The sequence below is a fragment of the Rathayibacter sp. AY2B3 genome (assembly GCF_002931755.1).
Lineage (GTDB): Bacteria > Actinomycetota > Actinomycetes > Actinomycetales > Microbacteriaceae > Rathayibacter.
Genome location: NZ_PSUG01000001.1, coordinates 211,004 through 225,115, shown reverse-complemented (window position 1 = coordinate 225,115; position 14,112 = coordinate 211,004). Strand labels below are relative to the sequence as shown.

The following is a 14,112-nucleotide window of genomic DNA, read 5'->3' as shown; positions in this document are numbered from 1 at the left end:
TGGAGGGATGACCCCGACCGCATCGTCCCCGACCGGCGTCCGACGCCGGCGGGGCGGTGCGGTCGTCGTCGTCACGGCGCTGGTGGCGCTCCTGCTGGGAGGCTCCGTCGACGGCACGCGCCTCGCCGCGGTGCCGTCCGAGCCGCAGACCGTCCGGATGTGGACCTTCCTCCAGCCGGGCCCCGTCGCGGCCGACTTCGACCCGGGCGACCTGATCTCCGACGAGGTCTTCTTCGACGGCGACGCGCTCGGACCGCTCACCGTGCAGGCGTTCCTGGACGCCCGCGTCCCCGACTGCGCGGGCGGCCCGGTGCCGTGCCTGCGCGACTACGCCGAGGACACCGCGGCGATCACGGCCGACGAGCAGTGCGACGCGCTGCCCGCCGGACGCGACGTCCCGGCCGCGGAGATCGTCACCTCGGTCGCCGGCGCGTGCGGCGTGAATCCGGCCGTCCTCCTGGTGCTGCTGCAGAAGGAGCAGTCGCTCGTGACCGATCCGGAGCCGAGCGAGCGGCAGTTCCGCAGTGCCACGGGCTACGGCTGCCCCGACACCGCCGACTGCGACACGGACTCCTACGGCTTCGCCGCGCAGGTGTACGGAGCGGCGTGGCAGTTCCAGCGCTACCGGAACCCGGACAGCAGCTTCGACTGGTACCCGGTCGGCGCGGCCAGCGACGTCCGCTACTCCCCGGACGAGTCGTGCGGGACCGCCCCGGTGACGATCGCCAACGCGGCCACGGCGGGCCTCTACTACTACACGCCGTACCAGCCGAATCCGGCGGCGCTCGAGAACCTCTACGGCGAGGGTGACGACTGCTCCGCCTACGGGAACCGCAACTTCTGGCGCATCTTCAGCACCTGGTTCGGCGACCCGCAGGGCTGAGCCTTGGGGGCCCCTTCAGCTTCCAGCGACGGCCGTCCGTGACGCCTGGTTCGGACGATGGGTCGCGAATGGTCGCCATCCGGCTCCGATGAGGACCGTTCGCGACGCCCCGCACGCGCTCACCCGTCCCAGCGGATCGAGCTCGCGCGCGTCACTCGTCCTCAGCAGGGATCACGCTGCCCCGGCCGCTGCCGTCGCTCCGCCGCATTCCCAGCGGATCCGGAAGTCGGCCGCCGCTTCTGCGACCTCAAAGGCTGGGCCGGACAGCAGTCCTCCAACGCATCGCTCACCATCGTGGTCGGAGAGCCCGAGCCGCGTCGCGAGTCGCTGAGCCAATCGTCTCGGACCGGCCCGTCGTGCGGACGTCAGGCGGCGACGGGGGCCTTCGGGCGCAGGCGCTTCACGGAGACGCCGGCCAGCTCGCCGAGCTCGGCCATGCTCGCGGCGCCGTGCCGCCGGGCCGCGTGCACGACGATCGCGGCGCAGGCCTCGGCGTCGGCCGACGCGTCGTGGTGGCGGAAGTCCTCGAAGCCCGCGGCCAGGGCGACGACGGGGAGGCGGTAGGAGTCGAGCTCGTACGTCTTGCGGGCGAGCTGCAGCGAGCACAGGTAGTCGTACTCGGGGTGCTCGAGGGAGGTCGCGGCGCAGGCCGCGCGGATGACGCCCATGTCGAAGCCGGCGTTGTGCGCGACGAACACGTCCTCGCCGGCGAAGGCCGCCAGATCGGCGAACTGCTCGACCCACGAGGCCGCGGCGTGCACGTCGTGCTTGCGGATCCCGTGGATCCGGGTGTTCCACTCGAGGAAGTCGTCGTACCCCAGCGGCGGGCGGATGAGCCAGCCGGCACGGTCGACGACGCGGCCGTCGCGGACCTTCACGAGCCCGACGGAGCAGGCGGAGGCTCCGTGCGAGTTGGCGGTCTCGAAGTCGATGGCGGTGAAGTCGATGGGCACGCCCCAGCCTCTCACGCACCTCCGACGCCGCCGGGAGCGTCGCGCGCGCGTCGCCCGGGGGAGGCCGTGGGCACCCGCGGCCACGCGCCGGGCGGCTCCCGTTCCCCCGCGCCCGCACGCCCGGCCCCGCCGCCGCCACGCCGTAGGATGGATGCCCGTGGCTCTCACTATCGCAATCGTCGGTCTCCCCAACGTCGGCAAGTCGACGCTCTTCAACGCACTGACCAAGAACACGGTGCTCGCGGCGAACTACCCGTTCGCGACGATCGAGCCGAACGTGGGCGTGGTGAACCTGCCCGACTCCCGCCTCGAGGTGCTCGCCGGGATCTTCGGCTCCGAGCGCATCCTCCCCGCGCCAGTCTCCTTCGTCGACATCGCCGGCATCGTCCGCGGCGCGTCCGAGGGCGAGGGCCTGGGCAACAAGTTCCTCGCGAACATCCGCGAGGCCGACGCGATCGCGCAGGTCATCCGCGGCTTCGAGGACTCCAACGTCGTCCACGTCGACGGCAAGGTCGACGCCGCGAGCGACATGGAGACGATCAACACCGAGCTGGTGCTCGCCGACCTCCAGACCCTCGAGAAGGCCGAGGCCCGCTACGAGAAGGAGCTCAAGGGCAGGAAGATCGAGCCGATCGTGGTCGAGACCGCGAAGAAGGCGCGCGAGTTCCTCGACCAGGGCAAGCCGCTGTCGGCCTCCTCGATCGACCTGGAGCCGATCCGCGAGCTGGGCCTGCTGACCGCCAAGCCCTTCATCTACGTCTTCAACGTCGACGAGGCCGTGCTGACCGACGACGCCCGCAAGGCCGAGCTCTCGGCTCTCGTCGCGCCGGCGAAGGCGATCTTCCTCGACGCCAAGATTGAGTCCGAGCTGATCGACCTCGACGAGGCCGACGCCGCCGAGATGCTCGAGTCGACCGGCCAGACGGAGTCGGGCCTCAACCAGCTCGCCACCATCGGCTTCGACACCCTGGGCCTCCAGACCTACCTCACGGCCGGCCCGAAGGAGACGCGCGCCTGGACCATCGGGAAGGGCTGGACCGCGCCCCAGGCCGCCGGTGTCATCCACACCGACTTCCAGAAGGGCTTCATCAAGGCCGAGATCATCTCGTTCGACGACCTCGTCGAGACCGGCTCCATCGCCGAGGCCCGCGCGAAGGGGAAGGCCCGCATCGAGGGCAAGGACTACGTCATGCAGGACGGCGACGTCGTGGAGTTCCGCTTCAACGTGTAGGACGGCCGCGCTGGGGTCGAGGCGCCCGGTCCTCTCGGATCTCCGGATCCGAGAGCCGGGCGCTCTCTCGTGGACGGGCGGGACCACCGACCCCCGGGATGCGAGGCGAGGTCGGACACGTCCCCGGTCGTCCGACCGCCCGTCAGTTCAGCACGCCCCCGATGATCCAGCTCGACAGCCCCACGAGGGTGCAGACGCCGACGACCACCCAGGCGACGGTCCGGCGGACCGAGCGGGCGGCCGCCTCCGAGCTGCGAGGAGTGGGACGCAGCGGCGCCGTGTACGCGGGCGGGAGCGAGTAGGTGCGGGCCGGCGGGAGGAGCCGGGGGAGCGTGACCGGGCGGCCGTCGACCCACTCGGCGGGCAGCTCCGCCGCCTTCGCGGCCTGCAGAGTGAGCTCGACCTTCAGCGGGGAGCCGCGGAGGGAGGCGTAGGCGGCGGCGGTGAGGCCGAGGCCGGCGAGGTGGCGGAGAGTCGGGGTGAAGTCCGCGGAGAGCGTCGGGGAGAGCTCGCCGACCCGCTCGCCGTCGAGGCGGAGCTCGACGAGGTCGCCGGTGGTGTGCAGGGTCACCAGCAGGAGCCCTCGGCCGCTCGCCGGGACCACCGTCGACAGCCGGGCGAAGTGCTCGTCCTCGCGGAGGACCGGCAGGCCCCGCGACCAGGGGAGGATCGAGTGGGGCTCGACGGGCGGCTCGTTGAGCGGCACGAGCAGCTCGGGGGCGACCAGGGCGATGCGGAGGACGGCCCGCAGGCCCTCCTCGCCGCGCTCGACCCGGAGGCGCGCGGTCGTGACCGGCACGGCTCCGCTCGCGACGACCCGGTCGAGGGCGGCCCGGTAGGCGGAGGCGTTCGGCAGGTAGCCGAGGACGCGGCCGCCGGCCCGGACCGAGACGGCGTCGAGGCCGGTCGGGTGGTCGGGCTCGGGGACCAGATCCACCTCGAGGGTCCGCTCGTCGATCTCGCCGGGCTCGAGCGTGCGGTCGATCAGATCGGCGATCTCCTCGATCCGCTCGGCCTCGGCGAGGGCGTCGACGCTCGGGGTGCCGTCGGCGTTCGGGAGGCGGTAGACGACCCGCTCGGCGACGGGGGCGGCGGGCGCGTCCCGGACCTCCGCGTCACCGTCCTGCGCGGAGCGGCGCACCCCGGTGAACCGCCTGCCGTCCCACCAGCGCATCGACGCCGCATCGGCCTCGTCGCGGTACCAGCCCGCCGGCGCACCCTCGTTCATCGGACCCCCGTTCCTCCGGCGAACGAGTCTACGAGCGAGGGTCAGACACCCGGGTCCGTCGCGGCGGGATCCTCGGGGGCGAACGCGGCGGCGGGCTCGCCGGAGGAGGGTCCGGACCAGGCGCCGGACTCGTGCGTCCGAGAGCCGGGGATCCGCTCCAGGATCTCCCGGACGAGCATCCGGAGATGGCGGGCGTGGCCGGGGGTGATGGGGGCCGGATTTTCGAGGACCTCGAGCAGGCCGTGCAGCGCGGCACGGCTCTGCAGTCGTGTCATGCGCCTCACGGTAGGGGTCCGGCGGTGCGGACGGTAGTGCTGATCCGCGACAGCGCACCCGTCTAGGCTCGCCACATGACTCGTCTCGACGGTGCCGTCGTCCTCGTCCTCGGAGCCTCGGGCGGCCTCGGCAGCCTCCTGGCCGATGCGCTGGAGGCGCGCGGTGCCGTCGCGGTGCGGTCGGGCCGCGACTCCGCAGCGCTCGGCGACGCCCCCCTGGTCGCCGATCTGCGCGGGGAGGACGAGCCCCGGCGCGTGGTCGCCGAGGTGCTCGAGCGGCACGGGCGCCTCGACGGCGTCGTCGTGGCCGCGGGCGTCGTGGCCTTCGGGCCGTCCGCCGAGCTCGACCCGGCCGTTCTGGAGGAGCTCGTCGAGGTGAACGCTCTGGCGCCGATCCGGGTGCTGACCGCCGCGCTGCCGTCGCTCGTCGCGTCGGCGGGCGAGGGACGCGAGCCGTTCGCGCTGACCATCAGCGGCGTGGTGGCGGAGGCGCCGACCGCGGGCCTCGCCGCGTACTCCGCCTCGAAGGCGGCACTGCACGCGTTCGTGAAGGCCTCGGCCCGCGAGTACAAGCGGGCGGGCGTCCTTCTGCTCGACGCGCGTCCCGGCCACACCGAGACCGAGCTGTCCCGGCACCCGCTCGCCGGAGACGCGCCCCGCTTCGGCGCGGGTCTGGCGCCGCAGGACGTGGTCGACCGGCTGCTCGACGCGATCGAGGGCGGCGAGACCGACCTGCCTCCTGCGGCGTTCACCGGCTGACGCCGTCCCGAGACGAGGCGGAGCCGGTCGATTCTCGCGAAAACGCCCCGGATCGAGCACTGCAGCCTCGGTTGCGGACAGCCGTCGTGATCAGCCTGCGCACCCGGCGGCCGGGACCGCGATCGGCGTGGCGGCCCGTCCGACCGACCTCCCCGCAGACGCGGGGATACCCGCCGTTCACCGGAGCGTCGCACGGCCGCACTAGCGTCCCTCCGTGCCCGACACCGCCGATGACGCCCTCCGTCCCACTCCCGAGCTGCTCCGCACGCTCACACCCGCCGATGCGCGGGACCTCGTCGTGCTGGACGAGGACGACGACGACCCGGTGCTCCTGCACCGCGACGGCACGCAGGTCGACACCTGGCGCGAGGGCTACCCCTACGACGAGCGGATGTCGCGCGAGGAGTACGAGGCGGGCAAGCGCCTCCTCCAGATCGAGCTGCTGAAGCTGCAGAACTGGATCAAGAAGCACGGGCGCCGACTCGTGGTCGTGTTCGAGGGGCGCGACGCCGCGGGCAAGGGCGGCACCATCAAGCGCTTCACCGAGCACCTCAACCCGCGGGGAGCCCGCGTCGTCGCGCTCGAGAAGCCGACCGAGCGCGAAGCGGGCCAGTGGTACTTCCAGCGCTACGTCTCGCACCTGCCGGCCGCCGGCGAGATCGTCCTCTTCGACCGCTCCTGGTACAACCGCGCCGGCGTGGAGCGCGTGATGGGCTTCTGCACGCCGGCCCAGTACGACGAGTTCATCCGGCAGACGCCGCTGTTCGAGCGGATGCTCGTCGGCGACGGCATCGACCTGGTGAAGCTGTGGTTCTCCGTCTCGGCGGAGGAGCAGCGCACCCGGTTCACGATCCGCATGATCGACCCCGTGCGCCAGTGGAAGCTCTCGCCGATGGACCTCGCCTCCCTCGACAAGTGGGGCGACTACACCGCGGCCAAGGAGGCGATGATGGCGGCGACCGACACCGCCGACGCCCCCTGGACCATCGTGAAGAGCAACGACAAGAAGCGCGCCCGGCTCGAGGCCATGCGCTACGTGCTGAGCCTCTACGACTACGACGGACGCGACGAGGAGGTCGTGGGCCCGCTGGGTCCTGACCCGCTGATCGTCGGATCGGCCGCCGACGTGTACGAGCGCGGCGAGCACGCCGCGACGAGCTGACCGGGGGGACGGACATGGGGGAGTCGGGGATCGGCGCGGAGCTGCCGGGGGTGCACCTGCGCTGGCTGGCGCTGGACGAGCAGACGCTGGACGCCGAGCGGCTGCTTCCGCTGCTGAGCGACGAGGAGCGCGAGCGCTACGCCGGCACGGTCGCCGCGGCGGCGGCCGAGCGCTTCGTCTTCGGGCGGGTGCTGCTCCGGATGCTCGCGGCCGAGCTCACGGGCACGCGTGCGTCGGAGGTCCGGGTCGTCGCCTGCTGCCCGCGCTGCGGGGGCGCGCACGGCCGGCCACGGCTGGAGGGACGAGGGACCGCGCTGGAGCTGCTGTCGGTGAGCATCGCGCACTGCGCCGGCGCCGTCGTCGTCGCGGCCAGCAGCGCCGGTGCGGTCGGCATCGACGTGGAGCCGACGCTGGGCACGCCTGAGCGCGGGGAGCGGATCACGCGCATCGCGGGGGCGCCCTTCGCCACCGGCGGGATGCGCCCCGCCGACCCCGTCCTGCACTGGACCCGGATCGAGGCCGCGCTGAAGGCGGACGGCCGCGGGCTCGAGCTCGACCCGCGCCGGGTGCACGTGCACGAGTCGCACCACGCGGCGGAGGCGCGGATCGACGGCGTCCGCTTCCGGCTGGCCGAGCCGCAGCTGGACCCCGCGCTGCGGGTCAGCGTCGCCCTCGGGCCGATGGGGGACACGGGCGCCGGGCCCATCATCGGCTGGCGGCGCGAGCACGGCGACGCGCTCGCGGACTCGCTGGTGTCAGCGCCCGGGCGGTAGCGGCGGCAGCTCCTCGTCGAGGAGCCACGCGTCGAGCAGGTCGTCCACTCCCTCGCCGAGGATCTCGGTGCAGAGCTCGCGGAACTCCTCGTCGGTGACGGCGGCGGAGGCGTAGCGGGACGTCCACTCCCGCAGCAGTCGGCGGAAGGGCTCATCGCCGACGGTGAGCCGCAGCGCGTGCAGGGTGAGCGCGCCGCGCTTGTAGACCCGGTCGTCGAAGAGCGCGACCGGCCCCGGATCGGCGAGCACGAGATCCTGCGCCGCACCCCGCAGCACCGCGTGGTGGCGGCGGGCGCAGGCGTCGGCGGTGGCGCGGCCCGAGTCCTCCGACCACAGCCACTCCGCGTAGCAGGCGAACCCCTCGTTGAGCCAGATGTGGCGCCACCGGGCGATGCCCACGCTGTTGCCGAACCACTGGTGCGCGAGCTCGTGAGCGATCAGGCGCTCCGAGCCGCCGCGGCCGTCGGCGTGGTTGGCGCCGAACACCGCCATCGCCTGCGCCTCGAGCGGGATCTCCAGCTCGTCCGCCGTGACGACGACGCAGTAGCGGGCGAAGGGGTAGGGCCCGAACAGCCGCGTGAACAGGGCGAGCATGCGCTCGAGCGGAGCGAAGTCGTGCGCGACCCGTGCGGCCAGGGCGGCGGGGCGGGCGAGGGTCACCGCGACTCCGGCGAGCACGCGCTCCTCGATCGCGTAGCGGCCGATCTGCACCGAGGCGAGGTAGGCGGCGCTGGGCTCGCGCTGCTCGTAGAGCCAGGTGCGGCGGCCCGAGCGGGCGCTCGAGTCGACGAGCACCCCGTTCGCGAGCACGGCGTAGCCCTCCTCGGCGGTGACGCGGAGGCGGTACGGGGCCTTCTCGGCGACGTCGTCGTTGCAGGGGAACCAGGTGGAGGAGCCGGAGGGCTGCGAGGCGACGAGCACCCCGTCCTCCAGCTCCTCCCAGCCGAGCTCGCCCCAGTGGCTGGCGCGGGGCGCCGGGTGTCCGCTGTACTCGATCTCGACCTCGACGCTCTCGCCGGCGGCCAGCGGCTCGGCCGGGGTCACCCTCAGCTTGTGCGGCGCCTGCTCGTGGCGGACGCGGCGCCCGTCGATCCGGACCCGGGCCACGCGGAGCCGGGAGAGGTCGAGCGAGAACCGCCGGAGCGGCTGCAGCGCGACGATCCTCAGCACGGCCCGGCCGACCAGGCGGTTCGAGGCGACGCGGTAGTCGAGGTCGAGGTCGTAGGACTCGACGCGGTATCCGGTGTTCCCGATGCCGGGGACGTAGGGGTCGCCGGCGGTCTCGAGCCCGGTCAGCGCGGGGCTCACGCGACGGGCGCGTGGTAGTCGGCGACGCGCACTTCGCGCCACGGGCCGATCGGGTTGCCGCTCCAGCGGCTGCCCGCGGGCACGAGCTCCCCGCGCATGACCAGCGAGGCCGGGCCGACCGTCCCGTGCTCGGCGATCCGCGCGGCGGGGAGGATCACGCTGTGCGGGCCCAGGGTGGCGCCGGCGTCGAGGCTCACGAGATCCATGCTCATGATTCGATCATGGAACAGGTGCGTCTGCACGACGCAGCCCCGGTTCACGGTCGCTCCGTCGCCGAGCGAGATCAGATCGGCCTCGGGGAGCCAGTAGCTCTCGCACCAGACGCCGCGTCCGATCCGGGCGCCGAGGCTCCGCAGCCACCACACCAGCGCCGGAGTGCCCGCGGCGGCATGGGCGAACCACGGCGCGGCGACCATCTCGGTGAACGTGTCGGCCAACTCGCTCCGCCAGACGAACGAGGACCACAGCGGCTGCTCGCTCGGTTCGACGCGCTGGATCAGCACCCACTTCGCGGCGGTGGAGACGGCCGCGGCGACCGCCCCGGCGGCCAGCAGCACGACGCCTCCGACGAGCGCGGCGAGCACCGCCCCGAGCGTCTGGATCAGCGCCAGCAGTCCCGCGACCACGCCGAGGCCGATCGCGACCGAGACGACCACCGGGACGAAGCGGCCGAGCTCCCACGCGATGCGGGCCGCGCGGAGCCGGCGGGCCGGGCGGAAGGTGCGCGCGGACTCCGCCTCGACGACGGTCCGTCGCAGCCGCACGGGCGGCGAGCCCAGCCACGACGAGCCCGCCTTCGACTTCCGGGGCGCGGAGGAGAGGACTGCGACGAGTCCGCCGGCGGGAACGGTGTGCCCGGGCGCGGCCATGCCGGAGTTGCCGAGGAACGCGCGCTCACCGATCTCGGCGCGGGCGAGCCGCATCCAGCCGCCGCCGAGCGCGTAGGAGGCGACGAGGGTGTCGTCGGCGAGGAACGCGCCGTCGCGGATGGTCGTCATGGCGGGCAGGAGCAGCACCGTCGAGGCCTCGACGTCGCGCCCGACCTTCGCGCCGAGGAGCCGCAGCCAGACCGGGGTGAACAGGCCCGAGTAGAGCGGGAAGAGCAGGACCCGCGCGGAGTCGAGCAGCCGCTCCGTCGACCAGACCTGCCAGCCGATCCGCCCGCGCACGGGGTGGGTGCCGGGCTCGACGCCCCGGCCGAGCAGGCGCACCAGGACGACGACGAGGGCGGCGAGGACGACTCCGGAGACGGCGACGGCGGGCACGAGCGCGGCCAGAGCGGGCCCGAGCGCGGCGCCGAGGCCGGCGGAGCCCTGCACGGCGGCGGCCACGACGGCGAGCCCGGCCGCGAGGGCGAGGACCGGGACCGCCGCGAGGCCGACCGCGGACGCTCCGTACGCCCAGACCCAGCCCGGGCGGCGCGCCGGGCGCTCCGCGGGGAATCCGGCGTTCGCCCTGCCGAGCCGCTGGGCGGGGGAGCCGCCCCAGCGCTGCCCGGCCGGCACCCGTCCGAAGACGGCGGATCCCGGCTCGATCTGCGCGTGCTTGCCGATCCGGGCGCCGGGGAGGAGCGTGCTGCGCGCGCCCACGGTGCTGCCGGCGCCGATCCGGACGGCGCCGACGCGCAGCACGTCGCCGTCGATCCAGTAGCCGGAGAGGTCGACCTCGGGCTCGATCGCCGCGCCGCGCCCGAGCGTCAGCATCCCGGTCAGGGGAGGGAGGGAGTGGAGATCGACGTCGTCGGCGATCCGGGCGCCGAGCGCGCGGGCGTAGTAGGCGACCCAGGGGGCGCCCGCCAGGCTCACGGCCTTGAGCTGGAACGCGATCTGCTCGGCCAGCCAGAGCCGCAGGTGCACGCGGCCGCCGCGCGGGTGGTCTCCGGCGCGGATCCCGCGCAGCAGGGTGCGCGCGGCGAGGACGGTGAGCCCCATCCGCCCGAACGGCGTGAGGAAGAGCGCGAACGCGGGGATCAGGGCCGCGAGCGGCGCGGTGGGCAGCCACCCGAAGCCGGGCACCAGATCGAGCACCGCGGTGGCGGTGAGGATCGCGGTGACCCAGCGGGCGCTGCCGAGCACGAGCAGCGGCGCGCCGAGGAGGGTCTGCAGCACGCGCATCCGGAGCGGGACCGGAGCGATCCGGTGCGCGGACGCCTCCGGGGCCTCGGTCGAGCGGCCCTGGATCTCGGCGGCCATCGCCGCCAGGCGCGGGTGGGCGTAGACGTCGGCGACGGTGAACTCCGGGTCGCGCTCGCGGATGCGCGCCACGAGCTGCGCGGCGGCGAGGGAGCCGCCGCCGAGGTCGAAGAAGTTCGCGCGCTCGTCGACCGGCACGCCGAGCACGTCGCGCCAGAGGGCGGCGAGCCACGCCTCCTCGGGGTCGAGGGAGGCGTCCTCGGTCGTGCCCACGGCGAGCGGCCAGGGGAGGGCGGCACGGTCGACCTTGCCGGAGACGCGGGTCGGCAGCTCCTCGACCACCGCCAGCAGCGGCACGAGGGACGCGGGCAGCTCCTCGCGCAGGCGGGCGAGCGCCGCGTCCCGGTCGAGCTCCCGCCCGCCGGCGAGGGCCAGGTAGCCGACGAGGACCTGGTTGCCGGCCGCCGTGGTGCGGACCGCGGCCGCTGCCCCCGAGACTCCGGGGAGCGCCTGCAGCGCGGCCTCGACCTCGCCGAGCTCGATGCGCCGTCCGCCGAGCTTCACCTGGTCGTCCGCGCGCCCCTGGAAGACCAGGCCGGCACTCTCGAAGCGCACCAGGTCGCCGGAGCGGTAGGCCCGCTCCCAGCCCAGGAGCGGCGCGGGAGCGTACTTCTCGGCGTCCTTGACCGGGTCGAGGTAGCGCGCGAGCCCGACTCCGCCGATGACCAGCTCGCCGACCTCGCCCTCGCCGACCCGCCGCCCCTCCGCGTCGACGACCGCGAGCCGCCAGCCGTCGAGGGGCAGGCCGATGCGCACCGGGGGCGGGCCGCCGAGCGGCGCGGCGCAGGCGACGACGGTCGCCTCGGTCGGCCCGTACGTGTTCCAGACCTCGCGACCCTCGACCGCCAGGCGGTCGCCGAGCTCCGGAGGGCACGCCTCGCCGCCGAAGATCAGCAGGCGGACGTTCTCGAGCGACTCCGCAGGCCAGAGCGCGGCGAGCGTCGGCACCGTCGAGACCACCGTGATGCCGTGCGTGGTCAGCCACGGGCCGAGGTCCATGCCGCTGCGGACCAGCGAGCGGGGAGCCGGGACGAGGCAGGCGCCGTGCCGCCAGGCGAGCCACATCTCCTCGCAGGACGCGTCGAAGGCGACGGAGAGACCGGCCAGCACGCGGTCCCCGGGGCCGAGCGGCTCCGCCTGGAGGAACAGGCGCGCCTCGGCGTCGACGAACGCGGCGGCGGAGCGGTGGCTGACCGCCACGCCCTTGGGCGTTCCGGTGGACCCGGAGGTGAAGATGATCCAGGCGTCGTCCTCGAGCGAGGGCGGCTGCAGAAGCGGGATCGACGCCGTGCTCGGGTGCGGCGCGCTCGCGGTGAACAGGCGCGCGGCCGGCTCGTCACCGCCGGTGCGCTCGAAGCGGCCGGAGCCGGTGATCACGCCGCGGACGGCGGCCTCGCCGAAGACGAGGCGCGCCCGCTCCTCGGGATCGTCCGCGTCGACCGGGACGTAGGCGGCGCCCGCGGCGAGGACGGCCAGGATCGCGAGGTAGAGCTCGCGGGAGCCGCTGGGCATGCGGATCCCGACGCGGTCGCCCCGTCGGACGCCGGCGGCGGTGAGCTCGCCCGCGAGCTGCACCGTGCGGGCGAGCAGCTCCCGGTAGCTGAGCGCTCCGGCCGGGTCCTCCAGGGCGGAGGCGTCCGGGTGGCGCTCCGCGGTGTCGCGGAGGACGTCGACCAGCGTGCGCGCCGGAGGGGTAGCGGCTCCGGCGTCGAGCACGTCCTGGGGTCCGGCGGTCTCGGTCACTGTCGTCTCCGTCCCGGCCGCGCGATCCGTCTGCGCGGCGGCCGGGGCGACACCGTAGGGAGGCGGGGTGACGCGGAGGTGAACAGGCGGGGTCGGCCCGACCGGCTCAGTGCGCCATCGGGAGCGGTGCGTCCGACTCCGCAGGGCGGCGGACGAAGAACGCGGCCACGATCGCGACGGTCGCGATCGACGCGCCCCACAGGAACGCGGAGTGGATGCCGCCGGCGTAGGAGGCGGCCTGGTCGGCGCCGCCCTGCGCGAGCTCCGCCGACCGGATCGAGAGGACGGTGACGAACAGCGCCGTGCCGGCCGCGCCGCCCAGCTGCTGCACGGTGCCGATGATCGCGCTGCCGTGCGAGTAGAGCGCGGGGCGCACCGAGCCGAGGCCGGCGGTGAACAGCGGCGTGAAGACGAAGGCGAGGCCCAGGCTGAGGGTCACGTGCAGCGAGAGCACGAACCAGGGCGACGAGTCCGCCGCGAGCAGGGTGTACCCCCACAGTGCGCCGGCGACGACGATCGAGCCGGGCACGAGCAGCACTCGCGGGCCGAAGCGGTCGTACCCGCGGCCGACGAACGGCGCGAGCAGGCCCATCAGCAGGCCGCCGGGGAGCAGGAGCAGACCGGTCTCCAGCGGAGTGAGGCCCAGCACGTTCTGCGTGTAGAGGGGCAGCAGGATCAGCGTGCCGAAGAGCGCGGACATGCTGACCGCCATCATCGCGATGACGATGGTGAAGTTGGCGGAGGAGAAGGTCCGGAGGTCCAGCAGGGCCCGGTCGGTGCGCTGCAGCAGGAGCTGGCGCGCGATGAAGCCCGCGAGGCCGAGGCCCGCGACGACGAACGGGATCCACGGCGCGACGACCGCGGCTCCGCCCTCGCCGAGGCTCGACAGGCCGTAGACCAGGCCGCCGAAGCCGAAGACCGAGAGGACCACCGACAGCGAGTCGATCGGGATGGAGCGCGGCTCGGTGACGTTCTCGACCTTGCGCAGGCCCAGGAGCAGCGCGCCGATCGCGATCGGGAGCACGATCCAGAACATCCAGCGCCAGCCGAGGAAGTTGAGGATGACGCCCGAGATCGTCGGGCCGACCGCCGGCGCCACCGAGATGACGATCGAGATGTTGCCCATCATCCGGCCGCGGATCGCCGGCGGCACCAGCGTCATCACGGTCGTCATCAGCAGCGGCATCATGATCGCCGTGCCTCCGGCCTGCACCACGCGGGCCGCCAGCAGGACGGCGAACGTCGGCGCGAGCGCGGCGGTGAGCGTGCCGAGGCTGAAGAGGATCATCGCGGCGGCGAAGAGCGTGCGGGTGTGCAGCCGCTGGATCAGGTAGCCCGTGATCGGGATGACGACGGCCATCGTGAGCATGAAGGCGGTCGAGAGCCACTGGCCCACGTGCGCCTCGACGTCGAAGTCGCGCATGAGGTCGGGCAGCGCCACGCTCATGATCGTCTCGTTGAGGATCACGACGAACGCCGACACCAGCAGGAGGCTGATGACCAGGCGGCTGCGCGGCTCGAGGGTCGTGGCGGCGGCGGGTGCGGCGCGTCGCGTCTCGGGAAGGGTGCTGCGCTCGGTCACAGGTGTTCTCCGGTCGTGAGGGG

Annotated in this window: 11 protein-coding genes; 5 read left to right on the top strand and 6 right to left on the bottom strand. The window is 74.0% G+C overall.

From position 1 onward, the window contains the following. Positions 1–7 precede the first annotated feature (7 nt). Complete coding sequence (locus C5C24_RS00990; RefSeq protein ID WP_104304070.1) at positions 8–883, top strand: hemagglutinin; 876 nt, start codon at positions 8–10, stop codon at positions 881–883. Positions 884–1,248: 365 nt separating this feature from the next. Here the strand turns inward: C5C24_RS00990 and C5C24_RS00985 are convergent, their stop codons facing one another. Then, on the bottom strand, positions 1,249–1,836 hold the full coding sequence (locus C5C24_RS00985) for an exonuclease domain-containing protein (protein ID WP_104304069.1): 588 nt from the start codon (positions 1,834–1,836) through the stop codon (positions 1,249–1,251). Positions 1,837–1,993: 157 nt separating this feature from the next. On the opposite strand from C5C24_RS00985, the gene ychF reads away from it, so the two are divergent. Next, complete coding sequence (ychF, locus tag C5C24_RS00980; protein ID WP_104304102.1) at positions 1,994–3,067, top strand: redox-regulated ATPase YchF; 1,074 nt, start codon at positions 1,994–1,996, stop codon at positions 3,065–3,067. Between the two features lie 142 nt (positions 3,068–3,209). On the opposite strand, the gene C5C24_RS00975 is transcribed toward ychF, so the two are convergent. Both C5C24_RS00975 and C5C24_RS00970 read right to left on the bottom strand, forming a co-directional pair. Beyond that, entirely contained in the window at positions 3,210–4,295 is a 1,086-nt protein-coding gene (locus C5C24_RS00975) for a DUF2510 domain-containing protein (protein WP_104304068.1), read from the bottom strand. A 41-nt stretch (positions 4,296–4,336) separates the two neighbouring features. Beyond that, positions 4,337–4,570 carry a hypothetical protein gene (locus C5C24_RS00970; protein WP_104280889.1) on the bottom strand — a complete coding sequence of 78 codons (234 nt, stop codon included), beginning with the start codon at positions 4,568–4,570 and terminating at the stop codon, positions 4,337–4,339. A gap of 75 nt (positions 4,571–4,645) precedes the next feature. Between C5C24_RS00970 and C5C24_RS00965 the strand changes: the two genes are divergently transcribed. The 3 genes from C5C24_RS00965 (at position 4,646) to C5C24_RS00955 (ending at position 7,264) form a co-directional block, all read left to right on the top strand. Continuing rightward, positions 4,646–5,329 carry an SDR family oxidoreductase gene (locus C5C24_RS00965; RefSeq protein WP_104277210.1) on the top strand — a complete coding sequence of 228 codons (684 nt, stop codon included), beginning with the start codon at positions 4,646–4,648 and terminating at the stop codon, positions 5,327–5,329. A 301-nt stretch (positions 5,330–5,630) separates the two neighbouring features. Further along, positions 5,631–6,491 carry a polyphosphate kinase 2 gene (gene ppk2 / locus C5C24_RS00960; RefSeq protein ID WP_258065001.1) on the top strand — a complete coding sequence of 287 codons (861 nt, stop codon included), beginning with the start codon at positions 5,631–5,633 and terminating at the stop codon, positions 6,489–6,491. Positions 6,492–6,505: 14 nt separating this feature from the next. Next, positions 6,506–7,264 carry a 4'-phosphopantetheinyl transferase superfamily protein gene (locus tag C5C24_RS00955; RefSeq protein ID WP_104304067.1) on the top strand — a complete coding sequence of 253 codons (759 nt, stop codon included), beginning with the start codon at positions 6,506–6,508 and terminating at the stop codon, positions 7,262–7,264. On the opposite strand, the gene C5C24_RS00950 is transcribed toward C5C24_RS00955, so the two are convergent. From C5C24_RS00950 to C5C24_RS00940, 3 genes are all read right to left on the bottom strand, one after another. Beyond that, positions 7,247–8,572 (bottom strand): M1 family metallopeptidase, encoded by a 1,326-nt coding sequence (locus tag C5C24_RS00950; RefSeq protein WP_181135449.1) that lies wholly within the window; start codon positions 8,570–8,572, stop codon positions 7,247–7,249. The two genes, C5C24_RS00955 and C5C24_RS00950, sit on opposite strands and share 18 nt — an antisense overlap. Further along, positions 8,569–12,507, bottom strand: coding sequence for a Pls/PosA family non-ribosomal peptide synthetase (locus C5C24_RS00945; protein ID WP_104304066.1), 3,939 nt, complete (start codon positions 12,505–12,507; stop codon positions 8,569–8,571). The genes C5C24_RS00950 and C5C24_RS00945 overlap by 4 nt, the downstream gene beginning before the upstream one ends. A gap of 106 nt (positions 12,508–12,613) precedes the next feature. Next, on the bottom strand, positions 12,614–14,089 hold the full coding sequence (locus C5C24_RS00940) for a DHA2 family efflux MFS transporter permease subunit (protein WP_104277213.1): 1,476 nt from the start codon (positions 14,087–14,089) through the stop codon (positions 12,614–12,616). Positions 14,090–14,112 lie beyond the last annotated feature (23 nt).

Bases quoted from the DNA above. Each gene is read 5' to 3' on its own strand.
- C5C24_RS00990 (WP_104304070.1), top strand. From the start codon at position 8: ATGACCCCGACCGCATCGTCCCCGACCGGCGTCCGACGCCGGCGGGGC.
- C5C24_RS00975 (WP_104304068.1), bottom strand. From the start codon at position 4,295: ATGAACGAGGGTGCGCCGGCGGGCTGGTACCGCGACGAGGCCGATGCG.
- C5C24_RS00970 (WP_104280889.1), bottom strand. From the start codon at position 4,570: ATGACACGACTGCAGAGCCGTGCCGCGCTGCACGGCCTGCTCGAGGTC.
- C5C24_RS00965 (WP_104277210.1), top strand. From the start codon at position 4,646: ATGACTCGTCTCGACGGTGCCGTCGTCCTCGTCCTCGGAGCCTCGGGC.
- C5C24_RS00955 (WP_104304067.1), top strand. From the start codon at position 6,506: ATGGGGGAGTCGGGGATCGGCGCGGAGCTGCCGGGGGTGCACCTGCGC.